Here is a 26,622-nt window from a genome sequence, read left to right on the forward strand (position 1 = left end):
ATCCCCTCACGTTATGTTCCTGATCTGCTCCTGAACCTGGGGGGAGCTCTCCTTCTCTATCTTCTCCAGCAAAGCATCTTCGTCGATGTAGAACATCTTGATGTAGTGGCCAACGTCTTCAATGCTCCTTATGCCCTTCTCTATCATCCACTCGAGGATTATCTTCCTCTTCTCCCTCTCTATCTCGAGCTCGCTTATGCTCATTCCAGTGTGGCGGGAGAGTTCGTTCATGATCCTGCTTGGAACTTCGGTGGGCACCAGTTCGTCCTTGGCAGGGTCGTACTTGTAGAGCTTGTTGAGCTGTATGCTCTCCCCCTCTATGCCCGATATCTCGGCTATCTCGGTTACCCTCCTCACCGTTCCCTTCTTCCTGCTGTTGAACCTAACCTGCATTAGGATGATATCGAGGGCCGGTATCATTATCCTCGGGACGTTCATCGGCGGGCTTTCGAGCCTGACGATGGTCTCGCGGGCGCTGTTGGAGTGGATCGTGCCCATGCAGTTGGAGACGAGTATGCCGTTGGCCACGTAGTTGTGGTCGTCCTCGACGGTTAAGTCGTAAAGGTAATCTATTCCAAGCTCTTCGGGTGAGACCTCCTCAACGCTCACGACTTCGTCCCAATAAACGTCGCCCTCCGCTATGAGCTGGAGGCGCTTTGCCATCACCCACGCGTCTTCATCTCCAATATCGCTGGCTATCCGCTGGAACGCCAGGGCGATTCCCTTCAGTGCGGGGCGCCTTATCTCGCCCATCCTGCCCTTCTCAACGTGCCTTATGAGACTCTCCGAAACCTTCTCTCCTGCGTAGTGGGAGGCCAGCTTAGAGAGTTCCGCGACTCTGAGGCCGAGCCTGAGGCGGAGAGGCCTTATCATCTCGCTTGAAATCGGCACGCGGTAGGTTCTCCTGCCGCGGTAGGATCTCTTCTCCGCGAGGATTTCGTCGAGCTTCGCCCTCTTCCTCGAATGGCGGAGCGGAATGAGAGAGCGGAACTTCCTGAGATCCTCGACGCCGCTTATGGTGACGCGGAAGATGTAACCTTCCTTGAAGCCCCTGTTCCTGACCCTCGTAACGGTGCTTATTATGCCGAGCCTCTGGAGGGCGTACCATACCTTTCTCGCCGCGTTCTCGCTCTTCGTAGTTAAAACTATGGAGGGTCCGCTTGGATCGACGTAGCCGTCGGCGTCGAAGAGTCCCGCGAGGAAATAGCGCATCAGGTCATCGTTCGAGAGAACCAGGTGGGGGACGTCCCAGCTGCCCTTCTTCCCCAGGGGGATTCCAAAGGCCCTCGAGAGGAAGTCCACGAAGATCCTGGAGCCGTATGTTACCACCTTGCTCGTTCCGTTGTCCTTGATTGAGGGAGCACTCTCCGGCAGGAGAGCAGAGAGGGAATCGACGAAAGCCCCCATGTAGGCTGGGTCGTCGAAGGTCGCCGAGAGGTAGTAACCGTCAGAGGAGAGGTAGCCGTCACCTAGTATTACGCCGACCGCGTAGGCTAACCTTTCATCCACCTCTCTGACGATCTTAACTGGATTCGAGTTGACCGAGAGGAGGAACTGGGCCTTTTCAGGTGGTAAGCCATCGTTCGGAACCTTTACCATGCCCTTTCCGTTGGGGACGAGGTAGTAGTCGCTTATCCCGGCGTAGACCTCTGGATTTATTATCGCCTTTCTCTGAGGCGGTTTCGGCGGGTTGAGCATCACCGCAACTCTGTCCCCGGGCTTGAGCTTTTCGGCCTCCTTCCTCACGACGTCGCCGTCCGAGAACACGAAGAACGGGTGTGTCTTTGTGAGTATGACTTCGTTTCCGGTTCTCGTCCTTATTCTCAGGAGCTTCTCGCCCGCCCTCACCTTCCTCCGCCAGACCCTGGAAACGATGTGCTTTCCTGCCTTGAGGTCCGGTCCAACGCTCACGACCTCAAAGCGATCCTCCTCGTCCAGTTCAACGTACTCCAGGTCTTTGTAGGTCTTCACCCTGTCGGAGTACTTCCCGAAGAGCTTCTCTATCAGATCACCGATGAGCTCAAAGCGTCCGTCCGAGAGCTGGATGACCGAGAAGTCGTAGAGGGCGCCATTATGCCCCGTGTTCATGGCTGTGAACATCGTCCTCGCTTCCGGCCCACGAACCTCACCGACGATGATCCTGTCGGGACGCATACGGAGGGTGTTCTTGACGAGGTCGTCCATGGTGACCTCTCCCTTGCCCTCGAGGTTTGGAGGCCTCGTCTCCAGCCTTACCCAGTGCTCGACTGGTAGCTGGAGCTCCGCGGTATCCTCGATGCTTATCACGCGCTCGCTCGGGGGTATGAACATCGCCAGGGCGTTCAGGGTCGTGGTCTTACCGGAGCCCGTACCCCCGGCTACCAGTATGTTCGCTGGCTTCACGCCGAGGCCATCCACCAGTATCCACAGGAACGCGGCGACGTCGGTGTTCATCGTCCCGTACTTGATGAGATCGATTATGGTGAGGGGGTCGCGTTTGAACTTACGGATGGTTATAGTCGGGCCGTCGAGGCTTATCGGGGGTATGGTCGCGTTGACACGGCTTCCGTCCGGGAGGCGGGCGTCGAGGAGCGGGCTCTGCTGGTCTATTCTCCTCCCGACCTCCCTGGCGATCCTCTCGATTATGTTGAGGATCTCCCTCTCCTCCTTGAAGACTATGTTGGTCTTGCACATGTAGAACCTTCTGTGCCACACGTAGACGGGCTTCCCGGTTCCGATGACCATTATCTCCTCGAGGTTGTCGTCCCTCACAAGGGGATCTAATAGGCCGTAGCCGAGCATGTTCTGGACTATCAGGTTTGCCAGGAGCTCTATCCTCCCCTCGGAGAAGTTCGGGGCGCTCTCCTTTAGCATCCTCTTGACTTCCCTCATGAATATCTTGCGCCTCTCCTCGTAGTTCGGGATGAGCGTTGGGTCTATCTGAATCTCCGTTATGGCCCTCTCCCTAACCTGACGTACTAGGTTCTCCTCGTCCTTTGAGAGCTTTGGCAGTCTCAGCTCGTATATCGGTACGGGCTCCCCCTTGACCTTCAGTATCCTGACGTTTCCGTAGGCGTCCAGAACCTTGGCCCTCCCCCCGTAGGTTAGCTCCTCCGGCTTGGTCTCGCTGATGATGCTCTGAAGTCCCAGGGAGGGTTTGGGCTTCGGGAGTGGTAGCGGTGGGGCTGGCTTTTGCGGCCTAGGGGGAGCAGCTTGAGGCTTCGTTCCTGCCCCCAGAATCTGGCCGAGGAGATCAACACCGGTCGAGCCCGTTCCCCTTGCCTCCCTTTGCTTGGGAGCTTCAGTCTTCTTGGCCCCTAGGACTGCCTTTAGCGGACTGCCCTCGGTCTTTGGCCTTGGTTTTTGCTTTTCCTTCTCTTCCTTGGGTGGGGACGCTAGAATGCTCTCCAGTGGGTTTGAGCTTCCCGTTGGTATTAATGGGGCCGGCTCTTTGGTTTTCTCCTCCTTTGTCTCCTCGCCCTTCCCGAGTATCTCGTCCAGCGGGGATTTTCCTCCTCCGATGAAAGGAAGGGGCCCCTCCTTTTTTTCCTTCTCCTCAGTCTCCTTTCCCAAAACACTCGCTAGGGGATCGCTCTTTCCCCCAAGTATCTCGTCTATCCAGGATCCGGAGAGGCCTTTTTTCTTCTTCTCCACCACAAATCTCACCCGGAGTAATTATCCCATCTCACACGATATGTTATTTCCAGTGTATTAACCCCCTCCCCCATGTAAACCACCCAGACGTGGAAGTCCAGGGGGGCCTTTTCTACGGTTGGGAGTTTTGGAGTTTCAGGTATCGTCGTGCCCGAGAGAAGCCTGTTGGTAAGCCTGAAGAGGCCGTTCTCTTTTTTCTGTGGCCTGCTGTTCTGAGTTTCCGGAACCTTAAGCCCGCGGTACCCGAGTATGAAGTCCATGTACTCGCTGAAGTTCATGGAGTACGTTGGCTCGTATCCAAAGGCAGTTGCGTTGGGTATTATTACGGGTTCAGAGACCGCGAAGAAAAGCGGGAAGTCATAACGCGGCGTGCTGTTCTCGTCGGGCATGTCCGGGACGTCCGTGAGCTCCATCTTAACGACGCCCTCGTATTTCAGCATTTTAACGTACCCGTCCATTGAGGGCATTATCTCGTTGAACCTGACGACGAGGGGGTAGTTGAGGAGCTGGGGGTAGACGACGCCACATACGGGGGTGCTGAGATCGTCGACTTTGCCTATAACACCGCTCCTCAGGGTTCCGTTCTCGTAGTCCAGTGACTCCATCCCCACGTTGCCGTTGCAGGAGTCCGAGTAGTCTTTGAGATGGAGAGTGTAGTGGTGCTTCTGGGTTATCCTGAAGGCAACCTTGACGGTCTCGTAGGGGTATATCCAGAAGCCGACGCGGTAGTTGAGGGTGTTCTTTGAGAGGTCGGGGGGCAGTATGTGCACCATCTGCCCCGTAGTCTCGTTTTTGTACCCGATCATGGCCTCGTCGTTGTTCAGGCGGTACACCTGAAAGTCGTAGAACGGGTTGACCACGACGAACTTGGGGTACGGGGCCAGGTTGATGAGGGTTACGTTAAAGTCGAGAACTAGCTCCCCCTTTAGGCCTATGTTATTGTAGTCCCCTCCCGGCAGGGTGTAGGTCTCGGCCAGGGCCGGGAGGGACAAGAACAACAATGAAAGCAAAACAAGGGGGAAGAAGCGGGATGGATTCATTCTCCTCACCCCTAGGTTCTCTCTTCAACGAGTTCGCCGATGTAGACCGTGTTCAGGTGTGTGAGGACGTCCGGGACGTAGACCGAGGGAACCTCAACGATCACGAGGAATGGAACGCCGTTGGGAACGTTCTGAAGCTGGAGCGATTTCTCAAGGGCTAGAAGGTTGTCCCCGTAGTTCTCGAGCTGCTTCAGGGCCTCCTCCGATCCCTGTATTTTGCCCGAGGATATGGCCTTCATGATCTCCCCGAGGTTGACGGAGTAGTAGTACGATGCCGCGGTGGAATCGGAGTAGCTCTGGCTTGAGCTGCTTGAACTGCTCGAGCTTCCACCTGTGGAGACCGTTGTGTCGCCCGCGTTGGCTGAGCTCTGGGAACTTGAGCTGCTTGAACTGCTAGAGCTCGAACTGCTCGAACTGCTGCTTCCCTGCTGCTCGTTCAGGTTTATTATCCCCGCGTCAGCCGGTAGGAGAACCGTGTCAACGTATCCGAGGTCTGCTATCTCCCTGTACTGCCTTGCGGTGGCGTTCTGAGCGAATATCATGACCTTGGCTCCCGGCTTCAGGAACCCTCCAACGACCCTGTCCCTGGTGAGGAGAAGGGCTATTTTCACGAACCTGACTTCCTCGACGTTGTACCTGATGAGTTCTGTGTAGTTCATAACGCTTCCGATGATGGCCTTCGCCTGATCCTTGGTGTATATCTTCTTCTTTCCGTTGAACTCGAGGACGACGTAGTCCCCGCTTATGGAGTCGATCTTGTAGTTGTAGTACTCCCTCCAGAGCTGGAGGAGGTACGGTGTTGGGTCAATAGCATTAACCTGTGCAGGTAGCGTTGAGGCATTGACTTCCTCCAGAAGCGACTGTTGAACCTGAAGCGCGTGGTCTCTTATGTCCTTGGGAAGGGGCTGGCTCAGAAGGGACTGGAAGGCGAGCTTTATCTCCTCCTTCTTCTTCTCCTTCGCCTGGTTCAGAAGTTTGAGTTCCTCCTGTTTCTTCTTCTCAGCTAGCTCCTGCTGGTACTTCTGGTATACCTCCTGATAGGCCGACTTTATGTCTATCGAGTTCACCTGATCCACTGAAGATGCGGCCTGTATCTGGGCCTTCAACTCCTGGTACTTTGCCGCACCGTAGCTGGTGTTTAGGATCGGCCCCTTAAAATAGGCGTTCAGCTCGTTGAGCTTGTTCTGCTTTGCCCTTGTGAGCTCTTCCGCTTTTTTATTTGAGTACCAGGAGTACGCGGCGAAGGAAGCTATCAGGATGATAATGATAATGATCGAAGCGCCTATGATGATCCTCTTACGCCTCTCGCGCTCTCTAATATTGCTGAGACGCCTCACACGGCGAGGCGGTCTGGCTTTGGGTGAGGGTCCCGGTGTTGGAGTGGGAGTCGGAGGGGTTTCGGGCTCGGCGCTTGCCTTGCCCAGTTCTCTCAGCCTTCGGATTTTGGCCTCTATATCCTCAGCCACCGTTAACACCACCGTAGGGGTTATCGTAATACCCTTTCTTTAAGTCAATTAGCCTTTTGAACTCCAATCTTTATTTAGATTTCGGTGAGATTATGGAGCGGTTGGAGATCCGCGTGGTGGAAATCCGAGGAAAGTGCCCAGTTTTTCGCCTTGGGGACAGGATAGTCATCGAAGGGCCTGCGACAAACCTCGAGGAGACCGACGCGGTGTGCACCCATGCATTCGCATCGCTGCTGCCGTACATAGTTGCGCTGCGAAAGGGTATTAAGCCGAGCGAACTAGGGCTTGGCAGGGGAGAGAAAGCCTACGTCCAGTGCCTCGACCCGGGGCCGCCGTACACGGACGGCGGGACGGTCATCTTCGAGATAACGGTGGTGCGAGATGAAGGCGAGGAAAGCCTGGAGAGTGGTGAGGGAGGTAATAGATGAGGCCGACGTTGTAGTCGAGGTCGTCGACGCGAGGGACCCCATCGGAACGAGGAACAGGAAGCTTGAGAACATTATCATGGAAGACGGCAAGCCGCTCCTCATAGTCATGAATAAAGCCGACTTGGTGCCGAAGGAGTGGGCCGAGGAGTACAAGCGGAAGAGCGAGATTCCGGTCGTCTTCATAAGCGCGAGGGAGAGGAAGGGGACCGGAATCCTGCGGAGGGAGATCAAAAAGCTCGCGAGGCCCCTCCTCGAGGAGCAGGAGAGGGTGAAAGTAGCTTTAATTGGCTACCCCAACGTGGGAAAGAGCACGATAATAAACACTCTGAAAGGCAAGAGGGCGGTGGGAACCGCTCCAATACCAGGTTACACGAAGGGAAAACAGCTCATAAGGCTGAGCAAGAGGATATGGCTCCTCGACAGCCCGGGAGTTGTGCCTATAGATGATTTTGACGAGCTTGTCATCAAAGGAGGCTTTCCGGCCGACAAGATAGAGGAACCGGTCAAACCGGCCCTGAAGCTCATTGGGAGAATCCTGGAGACGAGAAAGGAAGCGATAACCGAGAAGTTCGGCATTGAAGAGTTCGAGAGTGAGGAGGAGATACTGCGGAAGATAGGCGAAAAGAGGGGATTGATAAAGTCGGGTGGCGAGGTGGATTTGGAAGAAACGGCCCGCTGGTTCCTCCGCGAGTGGCAGACCGGCCGCTTCACCCTCTTCGGGAAGGAGGAAGGGAAGAAGAGCGAGTTCGCCTGGGACTTCGAGGACGTCCTGGACGGGATTGAGAACGACCTGCTCCTCGACCCGAGGAGAATCCTCTGGAAGTACGGGGACGAGCTGAGGGAGAAACTTGACAACCAGAAGCGCGTCGGAGTCAGGGAGATAGAGGGCTTCACGGTTGGCATAGCAACGGGATTCAAGAAGTGCGACGGTGGGATAAAGCTCCTGGAGGAGCTGACTGGGAAGCACGTCCTCGCGAGCGAGTGCTTCGGAAAGAAGTGGAAGGGTGTAGTGGTGATAATGGAGTGATGGGTATGAGGCTTTTGCTGACGACGTCGAGGGGAATTGAGGACTTGGCGGGTGAAGAGGTTCGTTCACTGCTGGACAAAATTGGAGTTCCGTTTCGGGTGGAGGAGAGGCCGCTGGGTGTTGAAGGAAGGGTTTTAGCAGAGGTCGGCGAGGCCTTCTACACCGACGAGAAGGGAAGGAAGAGGAAGCTGAGCGTTGTCACGTACCTGAACGAACGCTCCAGGCTCCTCCACCGCGTGATCATGGAGATAGCGAGTGCGCGCTTTGAGGGCATCGGGGAAGAGGAACCGGAGGTGGCCCTCAAGAGGATAGGGGACTTCGTCTCAGAGCTTCCAGTGGAGCGCTTTGTGAAGGTGAGCGAGTCCTTTGCGGTCAGACCCTTCCGGAAGGGAGAACATAAGATAACGAGCCTGGACATCTCAAAGACCGTTGGGAAGGCAATCTTCGACCGTCTCTCCCGCTTCGGAACTCCGAAGGTCAACCTCGACCACCCGGCGGTGATCTTCCGTGCAGAGCTGGTGGGGGAGGTCTTCTTCCTCGGGATAGACACGACCGGCGATTCCTCACTCCACAAGAGGCCCTGGCGCGTCTACGACCACCCCGCTCACTTAAAGGCCAGCATAGCGAACGCCCTTATAGAGCTGGCCAATCCGGATGGAGGTTCGTTCATAGACCCGTTCTGTGGAAGCGGGACGATTCCGATCGAGCTGGCCCTGAGGGGCTACGATGGAAGGATAATCTGCCTCGAAAAGTACCGGAAGCACCTCCGCGGGGCGGAGATGAACGCCCTGAGCGCCGGCGTTTATGAGAAAATAGAGTTCATCCTCGGCGATGCCACAAAGCTCAGTGAGTACGTTGAGAGCGTTGACTTCGCCGTGAGCAATTTGCCCTACGGCCTCAAAATCGGGAGGAAAAGCATGATACCGAAGCTCTACACGGAGTTCTTTTCCGAACTCGCGAAAGTCCTCGAGAAGCGCGGCGTCTTCATAACGACGGAGAAGAGGGCGATAGAGAGGGCCATAACCGAGAACGGGTTCAAAATCACCCACCACAGGCTCATCGGGCACGGCGGGCTGATGGTGCACACCTACGTGATAGAATGAGGGACTACGGGTGTAGCTCGACAAAGTCGCTTAAATCCCACGTGAAAAAGCCGTTTTCCCTGAGTCGCCCCTTACCCTCGACTTTTTTCGCCACTATTCCATAGCTTTTCTCCCAGCCGTCCAGTCCAATTAACTCACCCTTCCTCTCTAAGTCTTTGAGAACTCCCCTCACTTCCCTCACGCTCAGGTCTTTCCACTTGACTTCGACGAGCAAAGCCCTCCTCTCCCGCTCGTTCAAAGCCACTAAGTCAATCTCCTCGTTCTTGTGCCACCAGCGCCCGATTTTCGTTAATCGGAACGGTAACTTTCCAACCCTATTCAGCCCCACCAAGAACTGCCTCGCGACGTCTTCGAATATCCCGCCGAGATAGGCGTTGTACTCCTCGAGGAACTCCTCCCAGAAGTCGAGGCTCTCAAGCTCCACTTCATCCCTGTACCTCTCCACGAAGCGGAAGTAAAAGCGGATGTATTTGTCGGATATCCTATAGCGGGTGTTCTTGGTCTTAGGAGGGGCCGTTATCGGCTTTTCCCTCTTTAAAAAGCCGAGCCTCTCAAGGACTTCGACGTACTTGAAGAGGTTCGAGCGGGGTATCCCAGTGAAGGTGCTTATCTCGTTGAAGCGTGTCCTTCCCTCTGCAATGGCTTTAAGAACTAGCTTGTAAACCTTTGGCTCCCTCAGCTCGCTCGAAAGGAGGAAATCCCCCTCAGCGTAGAGGAAGCCCTGCTTGCTGAACGCGAGCCTTTTCACATCACCAAAGCGGCTGAAGAGAATTAAGTAGGCTGGAATCCCCCCGGTTACGCCGTATATCCTCACCGCTTCCTCTAGGTCAACTCTAAGGAGCCGCCATGAGTTGAAGAAATCAAGGGGTTCGAGCCTTATCTGGCCGTCCCTCCTGCCGTAGAGCGGACTCTTCTGGCTCAGGACGTGCTCCTCCATCATGCCAACACTTGAACCAACGAGGATAAGGTGAAGCTTGGAAGCCCTCACAACCTCATCCACAATGTACTGAAACTCGCTGAGAACCCTCTTGTCCGATTGAATGAGGTAGGGAAACTCGTCTATCACCACCACGATTTTCCCTTTCTCGCTCAGGTACCTGAAAACGTCCGCAAAGCTTGAGAACGACTCCGGGGTGAGGTAAGGGCTGGGGTACCTCTCAAGAACCGCCCCCGCGAAGTCCCTCAGGTTGTCGAGGTAGGTGCTGTTTCTGGCAAGGTGGTAGACGGCTGGCTTATCCTTGATGAACTCCTTCACCAGGCGGGTCTTCCCTACTCTTCTCCGCCCGTATATTGGAAGGAAGGAGTTGTCCCTTTCCCAGAGCTCCTCCATGAAGGAGAGCTCACTTTCCCTGTCAACGAAAGTTATTGGCATGGTATTATACTCGACCTATAACTATTTAAGACTTTTGCCACAAACCACGAACTTATGAACTGCCGTCCACGAAGGCGCTCGGGCCCTGTTGAGATCCTCTGGCCATAGGGAAAAAGACAATATCAGCGACCCTTGATCTCGATGTCAAGAACCGCCCTCCCATTCCCCGGATTTTTGATTATCACCTTCCACTTCCCCTTGGGGAGCTGAACGACGGTGTCTACCTTCCTCGTCTCTCCAAAATCCTTCAGGACGCCGCTGTCTCCGACTATTATAACCCCAACTGGGACGTTCGAGCTTACCTTGACCGTCAGGTTCGCAGGCCCTCTGAAGGCATAGCTAAGCGAGTCTCCGGGAGAGAGACTCTTTCCCTTGGAGTAGACGAAGTTTCCTCCTTCGATGCATCCGGCCGAGAGAACCGCCGCAATCAGGAGAAGGGCAAACACCGCAGAGCGTCCCTCCACCATACCACCCTATAAAGTCAGGGGAGAAGAACTTAAAAAAGTTTCTCAGCAGAGTATCGAACCCTCCGCTAAAACGTCGAACTCGACCCTTCCAATGCCCTCAATCCACGCCTCGACTCTATCTCCGTGCCTCAGCGGGCCAACCCCCGCGGGGGTTCCAGTGGCTATTATGTCACCCGGTTCGAGCGTCATAACGGAGCTTATGTACTCTATGAGCTCGGGAACCTTGAAGACCATCTCACTCGTCCTTCCGAGCTGTCTTAGCTGACCGTTCACCTTGAGGCCGATTTCGAGGTCTTCGATGTTTAACTCGCGTCTGTCAGCGATCCTCGGTCCGACCGGCGCGAAGGTGTCGAAGCCCTTGGCCATGCTCCACGGAAAGCCCCTCTCCCTCGCCTTCGCCTGCAGATCCCTCGCGGTGATGTCGAGGAGTATGGTATAGCCGAGAACGTATTCCATCGCCTTCTCGGCCGGAACGCGCTTTGCGCGCCTCCTGATTATCACCGCCAGCTCGACCTCGTGATCAACGCGCCTGCTAATCCTCGGGAGGATTATCGGCTCGCCCGGGCCTATCAGCGCGCTCGGTGGCTTTAGGAAGAAGACGGGCTTCTCCGGAACGTCGCTACCCATCTCCCTCGCGTGCTCGACGTAGTTTTTAGCTAGTGCCACTATCTTACTCGGTCTTAGTTCGTAGAAGCCGTCCCTAAACGGAAGGCGGACCATCCTATCACCCAAGTTGTTTTGAGGCGGGCTGAGTTAAGCTTTTCCCTACGATGGGAAAAGGTAATAAATCACCTGTCCATTCAAGTACGGTGGTCATCATGAAAAAGGTGCTCGTCAAGGAGAATCCTCTCGGAGTTATGGTTGTCGGAACGGTCTTCACGGTCTTCTTCCTCTTCATGGCCCTTTCAATACTGGGCTCGGCCTCCTCTCTGATCCCTACCTGGTTTTCCCTGACTTTTATCCTGGTTCCGGTGCTGATTTTGGTTGTGCTCTTTGCCAAGGGGGCCGTTGTTTTGGGTGGTGGTAGAAAAGCATCCGCCCTGTTCAAGGAGGCTTCCCTCTCGGAGACCTCAGTGGGTTTTCCTGAGGAAGTTGACTACGAGGTGGGAAGGGTTTTCCTTGAGGGCTACTGGACGTACGAGCACACCACCACGGGCTCTGGGACCACGAGCAGCAGGAGGTATCGCACCAGGAGGAGCTTTAGGACTGAGGAGAGGGGGCGCGGCTTAGAAGCAAGGCTTCCAGAGGGCCCCTTCCGCGTTGAGCTCCGTCCGGATGGCACTGGGATCATCGAGGCGCCCGCGCTGAGGATCAGGGGCGGCAGGTACGACGGTTCCCTCATAATCGTTTTAACCGACAGGGGGACTGTTAGAGGGGACGGCCAGATTACTCTGAGCAAGGGCAACGACATGGCTCAAGTGAGCTTTAGAGGTGATGGAAAGTTCCTCCGCGGCAGCGTTTGGGCCGAACTCTCGAAGGCCCGGAAGGTTAGGATTGAGGTCGGCTCCGGCGGCCTCTGGCGGAGGGTTGCGGAGGGGAAGGGCTTCGACTTCAGCTTCTCAACGCTACCCGGGGAGAAAACTGTGGTATTCACGCACTACGGCTCAGTCACGCCCCGCTCGATACTTGGAAAGCTGTGGAACGGGCCCGTGATCATGGGGCACGGAAGCTTTGAGCTGAAGGCAGTTTTGGATATCCCACTAGGGAGGGACGTGGTTGAGACCTCTCCCTTTAAGGTCGAGTTCGAGGAAAAGAGGAGAGGTGAGGAAAAGGGGGTTGGCTCTAGTTGACCTTTACTTTTATCCCGTTGGTCTCGAACTCCCTGTTTACGTTGGCCATGACCTCCTCGGGGTCGATGACGATTTTCACTGGCTTTTCGGGCAGTTCAATGCTCACCCTGGCGGTACCGTTCACCCAAACCCTGTAGTCCCTGAAGTCCCCGTCCTCGAGGTAGATCCTCACCGGGACTGGCATCGTGAAGTTGCTGGCGTCGGTTACGGTGAAGGTGAGGTTGTAGCCACCTGCTCCCCCAGTTAGGCTTAGACCGGTCACGTTGTAGTCCGGATAGAGGGTTGAGTTGAACCACTCGCTGAAGAACCAGTCGAGGTTTTTCCCGCTCAGCTCCTCGATGGTGTCCTCGAACATCGTGATGTTCTTGCACTGGGTGGTGTGGAACCTCTCGAAGATCCCCCTGAACACCCTCGAGAAGTTATCCTCGCCGAGGACGAACCTCAGGGAGCGCAGGGTGAAGGCTCCCCTGTAGTAGAGAACGTAGACGGTGTACTTGTTTATGGGGCCCAGGGAGTCGTAGAAGGTCCTCATATTTCCGTACCTGAGGGTCGTGTACTCCTTGTCGTTCAGCCAGCGGAGGTAGTCGTCCGGGTTCCACTTGCCGTAGGCCTCCATCTGCATGAAGGTTGCCAGCGGCTCAACCAGCCTGTGAACGTTGAGGTCTAGGGAAATGTAAGGACCGGCCCACTCATGGGCAACCTCGTGGAATATAAAGGAGGCGTAGTTGGTTGCGGAGTCCTCCATGTCGGCCGGACAGTTGATTATTATGGCGTGCCCGAAGTTCATCGCGAATCCCTTAGTGCCGAGGCGTTTGGCTATGACCTGGCTGAAACCGGGGTAGAACATCGCGTCGAACTTCTTTGTGGGGATAACACCGGTCATGTTCCTGTAGAGGTCCATCGCAAAGATGAGCTCCTTCTTGATCAGCTCAAAGCCGTCGTCGCTGTAGATATCGGGGGTGAAGTAGACCGTGAAGTTTATTCCGCCCCACTCAAAGCCCTTCCATTCCATATTTTGGAGGTAGAGGGTGAGCCCGCCGTGAGGTTTGAGCGGGGACGTGTAGGTGACCTCCATGCCTGAGCGGATTATGCCCCCGTAGAAGAGCACGAAGACCGTGTCCTTGGGGAACTCCGGGATCACCCTTATACTCGCGTTCCTGGAGGCGAACTCCCACCAGGAAAAGTCGGTTCCGAACCCGATGTCCCTGCTTGTCAGGGAGAGTATGTACCTCTCGTTCTCCATGTAGCGGAGCTCGTACTCGGCGACACCTCTCAGCGTCGTGAGGTTCGTGGAAACGTTGACTGCGTAGAAGTCGATGCCGACCCCTTCCTCATCGGGGATCGCTACGTGGTAGCGGTCAACCCTCGAGAGGTTTAGGGGGACGCCCTCGATGGTTATGTTCAGGGCGAGGGGGTTGTTGGGCGTGGTGAGGGCGGCCAGGTACAGTGTCCCCGACGTGAAGTTGGTGAGCACGAACTCGTACCTTCCGTAGAAGACGCCGTAGGAGTAGTTCACAGTTATGTTGCCGTACTGGGAGTACGGGACCTTGGAGTATTCGCTGGCGAAGAAGTCGTAGCCTCTATCGTAGCTCCAGTTCACGACCTTTGGGGATTCCGGGTACAGGAACTTCAGCGGGGCCTTTTCCTCCCCTGGTGGTGTCGTGGTTGAGCTCGATGAGGGGGAAGATGTCATGGGCCGGGAGCTTGAACCCGTCGTGGGAGTGGTGCTTGTTGGGGTGTTTGAGCCTCCCAGGCAACCGCTCAGGAGAACCGCGAGGATAAGAAGGAACGCCAGAAGGGCCCTCCTCATTCGTATCCCTCGAGAAAAGCTAGACCCCCAGGAGTATAAAAAGGTTTTGAGGGGTAAGATTAAAAAATCTGCCTAGCCCTTCAACGCCTCCGGAATGGCCTTATCCCACTGCTCCCTCGCGAGTTCGCCGGTGTACTTGAACTTCTCGACCTGCTTCTCGGCCTTCTTTCTCCTCTCCTGGTGCTCCTTGAGGAACTTCTGAACCCTTTCAATCAGCTCGCGCTTGCACTGGCCGCAGAGCAGCTCTCCGCTCTTGCACGCGCGGTAGCGCTCCATGAGCTTCTCGTCGTCCGGCTCGAAGAATATCTCGAACCACTTGAACACGACGCACTTCTCAGGCTCTCCTCCCTTCTCGCGCTGCTCCTTGGCGGTGGCCCTTCCTCCAGTCAGGGCGAACTTCCATATCTTCTTGCCGGCTTCCTCCGGGTCGTCGGTGAGGTAGACGGCAGTTTCAGGCTTGCTCGCACTCATCTTGCCGCCGAGGCTGGTTAAGCCGGGCACGAACTTAGAATGTATAGCGGCCGTCTTGTAGTAGCCGAGGCTCTCGGCGAAGTCCCTCTGGAGCCTCCAGTAGGGGTCCTGGTCTATGGCCGCAGGGATGAGACAGCGCTTCTTCTCGAAGAACGTCGGCGCCGCCTGTATCGCCGGGTAGAATATCATTCCGATCTTGCTCTGGTCGGTGAAGCCGAAAACCGCTTTGGCCATCGAGTAGTTTATCTTCTTGGCTATCGGGATGGCCATCTCGTAAATCTTCGTGAACTCGCTGTTCTGGAAGATGAAGGTTTTATCGGGATCGAAGCCGACCGCTATGATGTCGAGGATGTTGTCGTAGGCCCAGCGCTTGGTCTCATCAAAGGTGAGCTTGTCCTTGAAGAGGAACTTCTCGTCGTCGGTTATCTGGATGTAGAGGTTGACGTCAAAGTTCTCCTGGAGCCATTTGGTCGCGTAGAAAGGTATTATGTGCCCTATGTGCATCGGCCCGCTTGGGCCCCTGCCGGTGTAGAGGAAGAAACCCTTTCCGCTCTCATAGTCGGCCAAAACCTTGTCGTAGTCCCTGTGGGAGAAGAAAAATCTCCTCCTGAAGAATATCGGGAGTTCGCTCTTTGTCAGTTCCGCCGTCTTCTCTATCAGCTCGTCCGTTAGCGGGCTGGTTCCGAACTGCTCTATCAGTTTCGCGTAGTCCACCACACCCTCAACGTCCCAGGGGGTAACCTTGAAGTCGTCCATTCAAACACCTCCGTTTCCAGTGGAAACAAAACTCCAGAATAGGGCGGTCATGGAGAGTATTTCACCAGGGCCAAAAGCGACCACCGCGCATGGGGTAAGAAGGGGAGGAGGAGGATTTAAAGTTTTTGGAGGCTTTAGATCGAAAGGGTTAAAAACTATAATCTCGTTTATATAATCATGCTTAGAGAATTTGTCAATAGGCAGGAGGAGCTCGGTGTCCTCGAGAAACTCTGGGGGAGGGAAGGCCTAACCCTGGTTCTTGTGTACGGACGGAGAAGGGTTGGAAAAACTAGACTCCTGGAGGAGTTCTCAAGAGGAAAGAAGCGAATATTCGTCATATTCGAGGACAAGCCTCGGGGATACAACTTCAAACTCCTCTCGAGGAAAGTTTCGGAATTTGTAGGCTTTAACGTCGAGATCCAGGACTTCCCGTCCCTCTTCGCCCTTCTGAAAAAAATGACCGAAGGAAGGGTGCTCGTAGTTCTGGACGAGTTCTCATACCTGATCAAAAAAGAAGCCGGAATTCTGAGTGAGCTCTCCAGGGCAATCGAGGAGAACAAGGATTTGAACGCACTCGTGGTCGTGTCCGGTTCGTACGTTTCCCTCCTCGAGAGAGAATTTTTCAACTATTCGAGCCCCATCTACGGGAGGAGCGACGCGAACATCAAGGTTCAGCCCTTGAGGTTCAAACACCTGATCGAGTGGTTCGGTTCGAGCAGGATGGACGATCTGGTGAAGATATACTCTGTAACGAACGGGACCCCCAAATACCTCGAGTTCTTCAGCGGGGATAACGTCGAGGGGGAGATAAAAGCCAACTTCTTCAATCCGTCCTCGTTCCTCTTCAGGGAAGCCAGGGCTTTGCTTAGCGAGGAGCTGAGGGAGCTCTCCACATACCTCACGATCCTTGAGGCGATAGCGCGGGGGAACACTAAGGTCACCCAGATAGCGAACTTCTGCTACATGAAGGAGAACCAAGTGGTCCCTTACCTGAGGGTTCTCGGTGAGCTTGGGATAGTCAGGAAGGTCACGCCCCTCTTCGGGAAGAGGGGGATCTACGAGATAGCGGACAACTACTTCCTCTTCTGGTCGCGCTTCGTGAACCCCTACTACGAGGAAATCGAGGGGAACTTCCTCGAGGCGGCAGTGGATGACTTCGAGAGGAACTTCAACGCATTCCTCGGAAAGCCCTTCGAGGGAATCGCGAGGGAGTTCCTTATAGAGGCCAACCAGAGAGAGCTCCTGCCCTTCCGCTTCACGAAGCTAGGAAGGTGGTGGCATAAGGGTGAGGAGATTGACATCGTCGCGCTGAACGAGAGGGAAAAGAGGGCCCTTTTCGTTGAGGTGAAGTGGAGAGACTTAAGCTTGGGCGATGCAAGGAGGATCCTGAACCGCCTCGAGAAAAAGGCTGAACTTGTGGGGCTCAAAGACTACGAAAAGCGCTTTGGGATAGTCGCGAAGGGGATAGAAGGGAAGGGGAAGCTCGAGTTGGCGTTTGATCTTGGGGACTTTAGAGAACTCCTGGCACCACCAAAAAACGCTTAAGCTTCACCCCCAATGGGGAACGGTGGTGAGGATGAGGGAGCTTGACTATGAAAAGGTCATCGGGGAGCTGGTGAGCTTCATCGGGGAAAAAGTCGCTGAGGCTGGCTCGGAGGGGGTTGTGATCGGGATAAGCGGCGGGATCGACAGCGCAACCGTCGCGTACCTCGCCGCGAAGGCCCTTGGAAAGGACAGGGTTATGGGTCTGATAATGCCCTACTACGAGAACGGGGACGTAGAAGACGCTAAACTCGTCTGCGAGAGCCTTGGGATAGAGTACAAGACAGTTAGCATAAAACCCATCGTTAACGCCTTCGTTTCCCAGCTCGGCTTTCAGCCCGACAAGCGCTCCCTCGGCAACGTCATGGCCAGGACTAGGATGGTCCTGCTCTACGCCCACGCCAATCAGCTCAACCGTCTCGTCCTTGGAACCAGCAACAGGAGCGAGTTTCTCACCGGCTATTTCACCAAGTGGGGTGACGGTGCGAGCGACTACGCGCCTCTCATAAACCTCTACAAGACCGAGGTCTGGGAGGTTGCAAAGCTTCTCGGGGTTCCGAGGAGGATAATCGAGAAGAAGCCGACAGCTGGCCTCTGGGAGGGGCAGACTGACGAGGACGAGCTCGGGATAAGCTACCGCCTACTGGACGAGATCCTCTGGCGCCTCGTCGACCTTGGAATGCCGAAGGAGGAAATAGCGGAGGAGCTCGGGGTTCCAGTCGAGAGGGTCGAGTACGTTGAGAGCCTAGTGAGAAAAAGTGAACACAAGAGGAGACTCCCTCTGGGTCCAAAGTTTTGAAAGGGTTATCCTCCTTTTTCCAAAAACCCAAGGTCGAGGGGCAGAGTGGTTAGGGTGGCGTTTCTCGTACCGTCTGAGATCACCAGCGGGATGAAGCCGAACTCCGTCTCAACGTTCGACTGGGACTCTCCCGTGAGCTTCACCAAGAAGTCGATGCCGTTGGTGGAGCTGATGATCACGTTCGGGGTCTGGATGTTGACCGGACGTGGGTAGATTCGTATTGTGTAGTTCCGCCCGTCGAAGGTCACCTTGGTGACGGTAAACCCTATGATTGAGAAGTTGTACTCCCCCTCATCGAGCTTTTTGACGTCGTAGTTGATGTAATAATCACGGATCACCACGGGGTTCTTTTTGGTGACCTTCACCCTGAAGCCCACCACGCTTCCGTCGGCGCAGTGGCAGGTGTAGATCCTGTTCTCGTCGGTTGGAACCAGGACGAAAACGTTGTCTGATAGGTTGAAAGCCGTTATTCTTGAGCCGTTTTTCATCTTCACCAGAACAATGGGGATTTCTTTGGTTAGGTCGACGCTGTGGTTCCATCCGTTGGCGAGGTAGTACCTGTGAACTTCCAAAAACAGGCGATAAGCTTCCAGCACTGAGCTGTTGAAGCTGGCTGAATCTCCGGCCACCACCTCAAATCTCAGGGGCTTCAGATCTTTGCTTCCCCCGTTGCTGCCGTGTATGCAGCCGGCTGATAGTACGATGAGGAGTATTAGAGCAAAAACCCTTAGCTTCATAAAATCACCAACCTGAGTTGAAGTTGGATCTTTTTAAATTTTGCTAGTGGGTTCCAATGCAAACCTTTATATACTCTCCCGCGAACCTGACTTGGGACTCTTCTCGGAGTCTTTCGAGAGGGCCCTAAAGATTGGAAAGTTGGTGTTAGGTATGTATGGAGATAGATTTGGTGGATATGGGAACGAAGCCCCCGTGAAGGTTGGGGAGAGATACAGGGTCAGGATCGAGAGCCTCGGAAAGGGCGGTGACGGCATCGCCAAGATAAAGGGGTTCGTCATATTCGTCCCGAACACCCAGGTCGGGGACGAGGTTGAGATCGTTATCAACTCCGTCAAGAGGAAGTTCGCCTTCGGTGAAGTTATCTGACGGTTTAGTCTCACTACTCACGCCCTTTAAGGGCATCTAACCTCTTTTTAAACTTCTTTGAAAACGTTTTTTAATGCCTTCAACAACCTCCTCTTGGTGGGGGTCATGAAGGTCACGGTTAGGTACTTCGCTAGGTACCGCTCCCTGGTTGGAAAGGGCGAGGAGGAGGTAGAGCTCCCCGAGGGGGCAACCGTTATGGATCTGATAGAGGTTTTGAAGGAGCGCCATCCAGTTCTTAAAAACGAGGTCTTCGCCGAGGACGATGATCTCGCTGACGTCAACGTTTCAAGGAACGGTCGCTACGTGAGGTTCGACGAAACATTGAAAGAGGGAGACGTGGTAGCGCTTTTCCCGCCGGTCAGCGGCGGCTGATCACCTCTTTTTCCTCAACAAGAGCCAAATGAGGCTCAGTCCGATCAGGGATGCCGGGCCGCAGATGGTCTTCACCCCCCCGGCGTTCGTCTTCGGTTCGTAGGGTTCCGCCGCCTGGTTGACCGGAGTCACGTTGGCCTCGCCCCCGGGGTTGAGCTCACCCGTTTCGGGACTAACAGAGCCCGATGAAGAGCCGTTACTCTGAACCGGCGGCCCAACCCAGCCGGCCGAGGCGTTTCCTGCCCCCGGACCTCCTCTGCACCTCACGAGCTGTGGATCCTTGCTCTCGTCGTAGGGTACCCATGCGTAGGTTCCGTTCTTGGTCTCGTACCAGCCTATGTGGGAGTTCCAGCCCGCATCGCCCCAGTTCGCGACGCTCGATATGTCCTCAATATCTTTATCGCTAAGTCCATCTATAGCTCCCGCCTTTAGGAGCTCCCCAAGCGCGGCTTTTAGGACCTCTGACGCGCTCACTTCTTCCGGGCTGTACGCTGGCCCCTCCCTTGAGCCTGAGAGGAGGGTGAGATCTGTGCAGTTTATTCCTACAACGCTGAAGAACTCCTTCAACGCCCCCTCAAGCTCTTCTGGATCCGGTCCGTTTGCCTCAACCCTCGCCCTTCCGGCCCGTATAACCTTGCTAGGGTCGACCCCATGCTCCTTGAGGCACTTCTCGAAGGCAGGGTTAGGCTTCCAGGAGCAGAGCCCGTTGACGCAGCCACAGCTGGTTAACCTGAAGCACTCGTACCACCTGGCGTAGACGCACGGCGAGACGATCTTCCCGGCCTCCCATTTGGGGGCGCAGATCTCTCCCGAACAGCCCCCCGTGGCGCAGTCCGAATCTGAACTGCACTCCTTTTTCGGAAAGATGATCTTCAGGGTCACGTTGTCCTTTTTGAATACGCTGACGCTCGAACCGTTTTTGACTATCGACGTTCCGACCCAGCCCATCTTCGTCAGCTGGCTCAGGTTCTCCCCCGTGATCACGAGAGCCCCGGAGTAGCTCCAGTAAGCCCCCATCTCCCTTTTCATTGGGATCTCCACCCTCACGTGTGGCCCTTTGTCGTCGTTCCACACCTTCATGAGGAAGGTTCTGTCTCCCACAGTTAGAATGCTCGGAACGCTTGCATCGGGGTTGTACCCCACCCCCGGCTTGTTCAGCGCTACCTCGACCGCGTACCTGTCGCCCGGGTTGAAACAGGCCGCGGCCAGGGGAAGGGAGAGCATCAGCAGGATGATCACAAGCCCCGTGAGCCTTCTCATGGGACCCACCGTTGTCTATTTCGGCGTCATCGTATTTAAGGGGCACCATGGCTTCAAAGTCGTTTGAAGCGTTGCCTTCAAAAGCGTTATAAGTTGGTGGGAGGAGTTATCACCCGAGGTGATTGGTATGGAGAACCCGTTCGAGATAACGAACGTTATAGCGAGGGAGATACTCGACAGCAGGGGAAACCCGACCGTTGAGGTCGAGGTCTACACTCCGATCAGCATGGGCCGTGCAGCGGTGCCAAGCGGAGCAAGCACCGGGACCCACGAGGCCCTCGAGCTCCGCGATGGAGGAAAGCGCTACCACGGGAAGGGCGTCAGGAGGGCCGTCGAGAACGTCAACAAGATAATTGCGCCCGAAATAATAGGCATGGACGTCACCTGGCAGAGGGACATCGACATGCTCATGCTCGAGCTCGATGGGACGGAGAACAAGAGCAACCTCGGTGCCAACGCTATCCTTGGCGTTTCTCTGGCCGTTGCCAAGGCAGCTGCCAACGCTTTAGGATTACCCCTCTACCAGTACATCGGCGGAACCAACGCCTACGTCATGCCCGTCCCGATGAGCAACGTCATCAACGGTGGTGTTCACGCGGGCAACGAGCTCGACTTCCAGGAGTTTATGATAATGCCGGTTGGGGCCGACTCATTCAGGGAGGCCATAAGGTGGGTTAGCGAGACCTACCACGTCCTCAAGGGCGTCATAGCTGATAAGTACGGTAAAAACGCCGTCAACGTCGGCGACGAGGGCGGCTTCGCCCCGCCGATGAAGGAAACGACCGAGCCGCTCGAGGTTCTGATAAAGGCCATCGAGGAGGCCGGCTACAAGCCGGGCGACGAGATAGCCTTCGCCCTCGACGCTGCCTCGAGCGAGTTCTTCCACCCGGACAAGGACAGGTACGTCGTTGCAGGAAAGGAGTACGACAGGGGCGAGCTCCTCGAGCTGTACAGGGAGCTTGTCTCGGCCTACCCGATAGTTTCCATCGAGGACCCGTTCCACGAGGAGGACTGGGAGGGCTTCGCCATGATAACGAGGGAGCTCGGAAACAAGATACAGATCGTCGGCGACGACCTCTTCGTTACCAACCCGAAGCGCATTAGAAAGGGCATCGAAATGGGAGCGGCCAACGCGCTCCTCCTGAAGGTCAACCAGATAGGAACCCTCAGCGAGGCCATCGATGCAGCTTACACGGCCTTTAGGGCTGGCTACGGCGTCGTCGTTTCCCACCGCTCGGGGGAGACCGAGGACTCAACCATAGCAGACATAGCGGTCGCCCTCAACGCCGGCCAGATAAAGACCGGTGCACCAGCGAGGAGCGACAGGAACGCCAAGTACAACCAGCTGATAAGAATCGAAGAGGAGCTTGAGGGGATAGCCGTCTATCCGGGCAGGAAGTTCAGGAACCCGTTCCTATGATCTTCCCTTCTCTTTTAGGTTCTTCAGTTCACGTTTCTTGTCCTCTAAGACTTTTATGATGCTGTCCAGGAGCTCTATGTAGCTGTCTATGGCCGTGGCCGCTATCTCCTTCCCGTACCCCCTCTCCTTGAGCTTCTCCCTCAGCCGCTCGTGGTACTGAACGGCCAGGTAGAGTGACTTGAGGGCCAGTTCGTTGGCCTCCCTGAGGTAGAGCCAGCCCTTCTCGGTGAGGCGGTACTTCACGATCCTCCTCTTTCCGCGGTACTCCTCCCTGGGTTCTATGAGGCCCTCCTCCGCCAGCTTGTTGAGCATCGTGTAGAGGTTTCCGTGGCTGGGCCGCCAGTTCCCGAAGGATATCGTCTCTATCTCCTTCAGGATCTCGTATCCGTGGGTTTCACCCTTTAGGCCTATTATGAGGAGTATCAGGTTCTTCAGGGGGACCGTGAAGAGGTTTCTTACGATGCTCTCATCCGAGGACATGCTCCCACCACCGGCGAAAGGCTTATAAACTTCACCCGACCCATATATGTCTGAATTAAACATATTTGATAAAGATAGATTTACAGTTGACATATATGCGGCAACTGTTTAAAAGTCTTGGGGTGGTTGCGATGGCCTGGAACGAATGGATAGCCAAGCACGCCAAGCTCGTGCTCCTCACGTGGGTCGTGCTCATAGTCGTAATGTCGCCTCTCGCCGCTAAGCTGAGCGAGGTTACCAACTACGGCGAGGAGCAGATGTTCTCCAACCAGATCGAGTCCGTGAAGGTTCAGGACATAATGTCCGAGGAGTTCTCCAAAGCCCAGAACGAGAACACCACCTACCTCCTCATCACGAACGTGAGCGTCAACGACGAGAGAACCAGGCGGGCTTATTACGCCTTCAAGGAACGCGTTGAAGGCAAATACGCCGACAACGTAACCTCTTACTACGACGCCCTCAACGAGCTCTGGAACATGACCTACGATTTAACCCTGAACCTCACCAGAATGACAGCGAACCTCACGGGGGTTCTTTACTCAACCGCCCTTCAGAGCGAGGAGGGCTTTGGCCGGGTTCTCAACTTGACCTACGGGCTCTCCAACACCACTGAGATGGTTAAAAACGGCCTCGTCGGTGCCGCGAAGGGTTATCTGGCGTTGAAGAGAAACGTCACCTCCCTCTACAACCAGACGGTTCTCCTCAGGAACGCGCTGAACCAGACGGACGTGGCTTACGTCTCCCTTCACGGCAACCTCACTTCGACAGCCGGGATGCTCAGATCCCTCAACTCCACCTTGGCTGACCTGAATTCCGGTCTCTACGCCCTCAACTTGACCTACGGGAAGACCTACATGGGAGTTATAGCCGTCCACAGGGCCATTCTGGCAAGCGGAGCCTATGACAGGGGAAATCTCACTCAGGCCGAGGCGCAGGCGATAGTCAACCGGACTAGAACGACACCGGAGTTCGTTTACGCGGTCTTCAACTCGGTTTACCCGGTCTACACCAGCGCTGGGAGCGGTGCCGTCACAGATCCATTCCTTGCCAACGTAACTGAAGGCATCGTAAAGGCGGGCTCTCAAGAGGAGCAGATTCCGCTCGTTGAGGCCTATGGAAAAGCCTTCTACTTCGGTGTCGAGGCCTTCGACGAAAAAGCCGGAAGCGAGTACGCCCTCCAGAACATGCCGGCAGATCAGCTCGAGGGGGCGGTTTCCGGCATAGCCACCTCCGCTCTGCAGAGCCTCCCGGAGGTGATAGCTCGGAGCAACCAGACGGTCGAGGTTGAGGGCTTTGGAACGCTGAATGCGGAGACCTTCTCCGAAATAGTCGAGGCTGCAATCTCGCTCGGTCCGAACCCGATCGCTAAAGCCGTTGAGAACGCCACCGTTGAGGTCGCCCTCTTGCTCATGGGTAGTGAATCAAACAATCCGATCTCTAAGCTCCCGAACGCGAAGGGAGTCCTTTTGGAGCTTCTGGTGAAGGGCCCGACGAAGGATCTTGAGAGGGACATCCTCCTCGCGGGCATTGAGGAAAACCTCCCAAGTGGAGCTTCTCAGTTCGCCCGGCCAATAGTTGACACTGTTTTGAGTTACGACGAAAACGCCACTGGAGTTCTCTCGAAAGACCCGGGTGTTCTTGAGGAAGCGACTATCTCGGTCCTCAAAACCATAACAGCCCGCATGGGCATAAACGTTGATGAAAGGTTGCTGAAGGAAATATACGAGAGCAACGGAGATGAAAGAGTTCTCGATGGGATCGCCCTCCAGATGCTTAAGGCCGGCCTAGCTGGAGAGTTGAGGAGCAAAGGCGTTCCAAACGCCGACGAACTCGCCGAGTTGATAACCAAAACTGCTACCGAAGACCCGGAGGGAATAATCGGCGGCGAAAGGCTTGAGGATGCGACTGTAAAAGTGGTCTCGACTCTGGCCTCAAAGATGGGAGGAAATGCAGAGTTCAACGTCTCGGAGATCGTAAAGAAACTCTACGAGGGGGCCGAGCCGAGGGAGCTCGCCGAGGAGTTGTTCCTCGAAGGGGCGAGGGAGCGGATGGAAAACGCCAACGTGAGCGTTCCCGAGGAGTTCAAAGGGGTTTTCCTCAACATCACGGAGGGGGTCGTCAGGAACTACCCGATGGGCGGTGAGGAAATAGCTGGCCTAGTCAAAAACGCCGTCAAGTCCTTCGTCACTTCCTACGCGAGCAACAACCCCTACGGCATAGAGATAACCTTCAACGCGTCGAAGCTAGTGGACATCGCCTTCCGCTTCAAGGACGAGCCGGATGCGATGACAGGGGATGACGTCAGGCCCCTGGCGGAAGAGCTCTTCCCGACGGTGAAGGAGAAGGCTGGAACCTACCTGAGGATGCTCAAGAGCGACGACAACATGACGATGCTCATAACATTCGTCCCGCGCGGAAGGCCCGGCCCTAGCGACGACCTCTACAAATACCGGGCGGAAAACGCTACTCTCGTCAAAAAGATAGTCTTTGAGGAGTTCGGGAAGTACTTCCCTGACGTCGACGGTGCCCTCGGAGGAACGGTAATACAGATGCACGAGATGACCGAGTACGGCAAGAGGGACAACAGCACTACAACCAGGGCGAGCATGATAATGGCCCTCGTGGTTCTCTTCGTCCTCATGGGAATGGCCCTCCTCGCGACTTTCCTGCCGTTCACTGGCGTTGCGACCTCTGCCCTCACAGCCCTGGGAATAGCTTACCTGCTCGCCAGGGGCGGGATCCTGAACATGGGGAGCTGGGCCCAGATGCTGACGATAACGACCGCATTGGGTCTTGGTATAGATTACTCCACCTACTACGTCCACCGCTTCAAGGAGTATCTTGCTGAAGGCTACGAGCACGAGAAAGCCGTGGCAGAAGCGCTGAGGAGGGCTAAAGATGCCGTTTTGGCCAGTGCTTTCACAGACATCATAGCCTTCGCGAGCTTCATCCTAGCTTGGGAGTTTCCGATATTCCAGCAGATGGGCATAATAGCGCCCCTGGCGGTAATCACGGTTCTTTTGGCAAGTCTGACCTTCATACCGGCCATAACAGCGCTGATAGGCGACAAGAGCTGGTTCTGGTGGCCGAGGCACATAAGGCACGTAAGTGCCATGGACGTCCACGAGAGGAGCAAGATTGCCCAATGGGTCATCAGGCACGCAAAGCTCGTCCTGGTAATAGCGCTCCTAATAGCGGCTCCAGCAACCTACACCTTCCTCACCTTCAAGGGAACCCACGACATGAGCCTCTTCCTGCCCGAGAACAGCGATACGCTCAAGTTCATGACTCTCAGCGAGGAAAAGTTGGGAGCTTCACTCATGTCGCCCAACTACGTGATAATCGAGTTCAACGGCAACGTTACCAACGCTGATCTCAAGCTCGTGGACGAGGTTACTACCCACATCGCTTCAATGGAGGGCGTTAAGGCCGTCTACTCGCCAACGAGGCCCTACGGAGAACCAGTCCAGAATTTAACTCTTTCGGCCGTAAAGGCCCTCGGCGGCGACAGGTTTATCTCGTCGAAGGGGGACAAGGTGCTTCTCCAGGTCGAGACCGTTTACAGGCCGACGGACAAAGAGGCCAGGGAGTTCGTGAAGGAGCTTAGGGCCTACGTCAGGGAGCTGGCGGAGAAGAACCCGAGGATTAGAGATGGCCTAGTTGGCGGTGGGGCGGCGCTCTCGATGGATCTAACGGACAGGATAAACGACATCTTCTGGCACAGGATAATCCCAGTCGCTCTGGTGCTGATGTTCCTCTCGCTCATCCCGACGCTCAAGGGACTACCGGCGGTTGCCTCCACAATGATCACCATATTCCTCGGCGTTATGACGAGCATCTGGGTCTCGACGTGGCTCTTCGAGAGGGTCTTCGGTCAGGATGTCATGTGGTTCCTGCCGCTCATGGTCTTCGTCGTGCTGATGGGAGTCGGCATAGACTACAACAGCTTCTACCTCGTCAAAGCCAGGGACGAGTTCGAGCGCAGAAAGCCCGACGAAGCACTCATAGTTGCAGCGGGAACCATGGACAAGCTCGTCATAGGCCTTTCGGTGGTTCTGGCGAGCACCTACGGAGCTTTGATGCTCAGCAGTACGTGGGGAACCAGGGAGATCGGCTTTGCATTAGCGGCTGGAATCCTGCTGACGGCTACGATGGCGGTCTACTTCATAGGCCCTGCCTTCATGAGCCTCTTCGGAGAGAAGGCCTGGTGGCCGCTGTTCAAGAACCACGGGGAAGGGAGGAAGTGATTTCCTTTCATATTTTTTCCGTTTTGGCTTCCTTT

General features: G+C 55.5%; 21 protein-coding genes. 10 read left to right on the plus strand and 11 right to left on the minus strand.

Going from position 1 to position 26,622, the window contains the following annotated elements:
* Nucleotides 1-6: 6 nt before the first annotated feature.
* From ACZ5AM_RS01660 to ACZ5AM_RS01670, 3 genes are read right to left on the minus strand one after another with little or no spacing between them, the layout of a single operon-like run.
* Entirely contained in the window at nucleotides 7-3,636 is a 3,630-nt protein-coding gene (locus ACZ5AM_RS01660) for an ATPase, T2SS/T4P/T4SS family (protein WP_464915227.1), read from the minus strand.
* Between the two features lie 5 nt (nucleotides 3,637-3,641).
* A complete protein-coding gene (locus ACZ5AM_RS01665) occupies nucleotides 3,642-4,673 on the minus strand; it encodes a hypothetical protein (protein WP_464915228.1) in 1,032 nt (343 codons plus the stop codon).
* An 11-nt stretch (nucleotides 4,674-4,684) separates the two neighbouring features.
* Nucleotides 4,685-6,139, minus strand: coding sequence for a DUF515 domain-containing protein (locus ACZ5AM_RS01670; RefSeq protein WP_464915229.1), 1,455 nt, complete (start codon nucleotides 6,137-6,139; stop codon nucleotides 4,685-4,687).
* Between the two features lie 92 nt (nucleotides 6,140-6,231).
* On the opposite strand from ACZ5AM_RS01670, the gene ACZ5AM_RS01675 reads away from it, so the two are divergent.
* From ACZ5AM_RS01675 to trm14, 3 genes are read left to right on the plus strand one after another with little or no spacing between them, the layout of a single operon-like run.
* Nucleotides 6,232-6,567 (plus strand): TIGR04076 family protein, encoded by a 336-nt coding sequence (locus ACZ5AM_RS01675; protein ID WP_464915230.1) that lies wholly within the window; start codon nucleotides 6,232-6,234, stop codon nucleotides 6,565-6,567.
* Nucleotides 6,521-7,594 (plus strand): GTPase, encoded by a 1,074-nt coding sequence (locus ACZ5AM_RS01680; protein WP_464915231.1) that lies wholly within the window; start codon nucleotides 6,521-6,523, stop codon nucleotides 7,592-7,594. Before ACZ5AM_RS01675 ends, ACZ5AM_RS01680 begins: the two co-directional genes overlap by 47 nt.
* Before the next feature lie 5 nt (nucleotides 7,595-7,599).
* A complete protein-coding gene (gene trm14, locus ACZ5AM_RS01685; protein WP_464915877.1) occupies nucleotides 7,600-8,697 on the plus strand; it encodes a tRNA (guanine(6)-N2)-methyltransferase in 1,098 nt (365 codons plus the stop codon).
* A gap of 4 nt (nucleotides 8,698-8,701) precedes the next feature.
* Here trm14 and ACZ5AM_RS01690 read toward each other — a convergent pair whose 3' ends face one another.
* The 3 genes from ACZ5AM_RS01690 to ACZ5AM_RS01700 form a co-directional block, all read right to left on the minus strand.
* Nucleotides 8,702-10,069, minus strand: coding sequence for an ATP-binding protein (locus ACZ5AM_RS01690; RefSeq protein WP_464915232.1), 1,368 nt, complete (start codon nucleotides 10,067-10,069; stop codon nucleotides 8,702-8,704).
* A 122-nt stretch (nucleotides 10,070-10,191) separates the two neighbouring features.
* On the minus strand, nucleotides 10,192-10,536 hold the full coding sequence (locus ACZ5AM_RS01695; protein ID WP_464915233.1) for a hypothetical protein: 345 nt from the start codon (nucleotides 10,534-10,536) through the stop codon (nucleotides 10,192-10,194).
* 42 nt (nucleotides 10,537-10,578) lie between these two features.
* Complete coding sequence (locus ACZ5AM_RS01700) at nucleotides 10,579-11,256, minus strand: fumarylacetoacetate hydrolase family protein (RefSeq protein ID WP_464915234.1); 678 nt, start codon at nucleotides 11,254-11,256, stop codon at nucleotides 10,579-10,581.
* Between the two features lie 98 nt (nucleotides 11,257-11,354).
* Here ACZ5AM_RS01700 and ACZ5AM_RS01705 point away from each other — a divergent pair, with 98 nt between their 5' ends.
* Nucleotides 11,355-12,326, plus strand: coding sequence for a hypothetical protein (locus ACZ5AM_RS01705; RefSeq protein ID WP_464915878.1), 972 nt, complete (start codon nucleotides 11,355-11,357; stop codon nucleotides 12,324-12,326).
* Here the strand turns inward: ACZ5AM_RS01705 and ACZ5AM_RS01710 are convergent.
* A complete protein-coding gene (locus ACZ5AM_RS01710) occupies nucleotides 12,319-14,136 on the minus strand; it encodes a M1 family aminopeptidase (protein ID WP_464915235.1) in 1,818 nt (605 codons plus the stop codon). The genes ACZ5AM_RS01705 and ACZ5AM_RS01710 overlap by 8 nt on opposite strands.
* 72 nt (nucleotides 14,137-14,208) lie before the next feature.
* A complete protein-coding gene (locus ACZ5AM_RS01715; protein WP_464915236.1) occupies nucleotides 14,209-15,363 on the minus strand; it encodes a tryptophan--tRNA ligase in 1,155 nt (384 codons plus the stop codon).
* A 177-nt stretch (nucleotides 15,364-15,540) separates the two neighbouring features.
* Between ACZ5AM_RS01715 and ACZ5AM_RS01720 the strand changes: the two genes are divergently transcribed.
* Both ACZ5AM_RS01720 and ACZ5AM_RS01725 read left to right on the plus strand, forming a co-directional pair.
* Entirely contained in the window at nucleotides 15,541-16,908 is a 1,368-nt protein-coding gene (locus ACZ5AM_RS01720) for an ATP-binding protein (protein WP_464915237.1), read from the plus strand.
* Nucleotides 16,909-16,939: 31 nt separating this feature from the next.
* Nucleotides 16,940-17,704: an NAD+ synthase gene (locus ACZ5AM_RS01725; protein ID WP_464915879.1), complete on the plus strand. Its 765-nt coding sequence runs from the start codon at nucleotides 16,940-16,942 to the stop codon at nucleotides 17,702-17,704.
* Between the two features lie 5 nt (nucleotides 17,705-17,709).
* Here ACZ5AM_RS01725 and ACZ5AM_RS01730 read toward each other — a convergent pair whose 3' ends face one another.
* Nucleotides 17,710-18,441: a hypothetical protein gene (locus tag ACZ5AM_RS01730; protein ID WP_464915238.1), complete on the minus strand. Its 732-nt coding sequence runs from the start codon at nucleotides 18,439-18,441 to the stop codon at nucleotides 17,710-17,712.
* A gap of 151 nt (nucleotides 18,442-18,592) precedes the next feature.
* Here ACZ5AM_RS01730 and ACZ5AM_RS01735 point away from each other — a divergent pair, with 151 nt between their 5' ends.
* Complete coding sequence (locus ACZ5AM_RS01735; RefSeq protein WP_464915239.1) at nucleotides 18,593-18,808, plus strand: TRAM domain-containing protein; 216 nt, start codon at nucleotides 18,593-18,595, stop codon at nucleotides 18,806-18,808.
* A 105-nt stretch (nucleotides 18,809-18,913) separates the two neighbouring features.
* Entirely contained in the window at nucleotides 18,914-19,180 is a 267-nt protein-coding gene (locus ACZ5AM_RS01740) for a ubiquitin-like small modifier protein 1 (protein WP_464915880.1), read from the plus strand.
* Here the strand turns inward: ACZ5AM_RS01740 and ACZ5AM_RS01745 are convergent, their stop codons facing one another.
* Nucleotides 19,181-20,440, minus strand: coding sequence for a CGP-CTERM-anchored Cys-rich protein (locus ACZ5AM_RS01745; protein ID WP_464915240.1), 1,260 nt, complete (start codon nucleotides 20,438-20,440; stop codon nucleotides 19,181-19,183).
* A 127-nt stretch (nucleotides 20,441-20,567) separates the two neighbouring features.
* On the opposite strand from ACZ5AM_RS01745, the gene eno reads away from it, so the two are divergent.
* Nucleotides 20,568-21,860 (plus strand): phosphopyruvate hydratase, encoded by a 1,293-nt coding sequence (eno, locus tag ACZ5AM_RS01750; RefSeq protein WP_464915881.1) that lies wholly within the window; start codon nucleotides 20,568-20,570, stop codon nucleotides 21,858-21,860.
* Here eno and ACZ5AM_RS01755 read toward each other — a convergent pair.
* Nucleotides 21,855-22,340: a PadR family transcriptional regulator gene (locus ACZ5AM_RS01755; protein WP_464915241.1), complete on the minus strand. Its 486-nt coding sequence runs from the start codon at nucleotides 22,338-22,340 to the stop codon at nucleotides 21,855-21,857. The two genes, eno and ACZ5AM_RS01755, sit on opposite strands and share 6 nt — an antisense overlap.
* 131 nt (nucleotides 22,341-22,471) lie before the next feature.
* Here ACZ5AM_RS01755 and ACZ5AM_RS01760 point away from each other — a divergent pair, with 131 nt between their 5' ends.
* Complete coding sequence (locus ACZ5AM_RS01760; protein WP_464915242.1) at nucleotides 22,472-26,587, plus strand: MMPL family transporter; 4,116 nt, start codon at nucleotides 22,472-22,474, stop codon at nucleotides 26,585-26,587.
* Nucleotides 26,588-26,622 lie beyond the last annotated feature (35 nt).

This window comes from Thermococcus fumicolans (assembly GCF_055386755.1).

Excerpts from the sequence above, each read along its gene's own strand:
- ACZ5AM_RS01665 (WP_464915228.1), bottom strand. The coding sequence starts at position 4,673 with ATGAATCCATCCCGCTTCTTCCCCCTTGTTTTGCTTTCATTGTTGTTC.
- ACZ5AM_RS01675 (WP_464915230.1), top strand. The coding sequence starts at position 6,232 with ATGGAGCGGTTGGAGATCCGCGTGGTGGAAATCCGAGGAAAGTGCCCA.
- ACZ5AM_RS01680 (WP_464915231.1), top strand. The coding sequence starts at position 6,521 with ATGAAGGCGAGGAAAGCCTGGAGAGTGGTGAGGGAGGTAATAGATGAG.
- trm14 (WP_464915877.1), top strand. The coding sequence starts at position 7,600 with ATGAGGCTTTTGCTGACGACGTCGAGGGGAATTGAGGACTTGGCGGGT.
- ACZ5AM_RS01690 (WP_464915232.1), bottom strand. The coding sequence starts at position 10,069 with ATGCCAATAACTTTCGTTGACAGGGAAAGTGAGCTCTCCTTCATGGAG.
- ACZ5AM_RS01695 (WP_464915233.1), bottom strand. The coding sequence starts at position 10,536 with ATGGTGGAGGGACGCTCTGCGGTGTTTGCCCTTCTCCTGATTGCGGCG.
- ACZ5AM_RS01700 (WP_464915234.1), bottom strand. The coding sequence starts at position 11,256 with ATGGTCCGCCTTCCGTTTAGGGACGGCTTCTACGAACTAAGACCGAGT.
- ACZ5AM_RS01705 (WP_464915878.1), top strand. The coding sequence starts at position 11,355 with ATGAAAAAGGTGCTCGTCAAGGAGAATCCTCTCGGAGTTATGGTTGTC.
- ACZ5AM_RS01710 (WP_464915235.1), bottom strand. The coding sequence starts at position 14,136 with ATGAGGAGGGCCCTTCTGGCGTTCCTTCTTATCCTCGCGGTTCTCCTG.
- ACZ5AM_RS01715 (WP_464915236.1), bottom strand. The coding sequence starts at position 15,363 with ATGGACGACTTCAAGGTTACCCCCTGGGACGTTGAGGGTGTGGTGGAC.
- ACZ5AM_RS01720 (WP_464915237.1), top strand. The coding sequence starts at position 15,541 with ATGCTTAGAGAATTTGTCAATAGGCAGGAGGAGCTCGGTGTCCTCGAG.
- ACZ5AM_RS01725 (WP_464915879.1), top strand. The coding sequence starts at position 16,940 with ATGAGGGAGCTTGACTATGAAAAGGTCATCGGGGAGCTGGTGAGCTTC.
- ACZ5AM_RS01730 (WP_464915238.1), bottom strand. The coding sequence starts at position 18,441 with ATGAAGCTAAGGGTTTTTGCTCTAATACTCCTCATCGTACTATCAGCC.
- ACZ5AM_RS01735 (WP_464915239.1), top strand. The coding sequence starts at position 18,593 with ATGTATGGAGATAGATTTGGTGGATATGGGAACGAAGCCCCCGTGAAG.
- ACZ5AM_RS01740 (WP_464915880.1), top strand. The coding sequence starts at position 18,914 with ATGAAGGTCACGGTTAGGTACTTCGCTAGGTACCGCTCCCTGGTTGGA.
- ACZ5AM_RS01745 (WP_464915240.1), bottom strand. The coding sequence starts at position 20,440 with ATGAGAAGGCTCACGGGGCTTGTGATCATCCTGCTGATGCTCTCCCTT.
- eno (WP_464915881.1), top strand. The coding sequence starts at position 20,568 with ATGGAGAACCCGTTCGAGATAACGAACGTTATAGCGAGGGAGATACTC.
- ACZ5AM_RS01755 (WP_464915241.1), bottom strand. The coding sequence starts at position 22,340 with ATGTCCTCGGATGAGAGCATCGTAAGAAACCTCTTCACGGTCCCCCTG.
- ACZ5AM_RS01760 (WP_464915242.1), top strand. The coding sequence starts at position 22,472 with ATGGCCTGGAACGAATGGATAGCCAAGCACGCCAAGCTCGTGCTCCTC.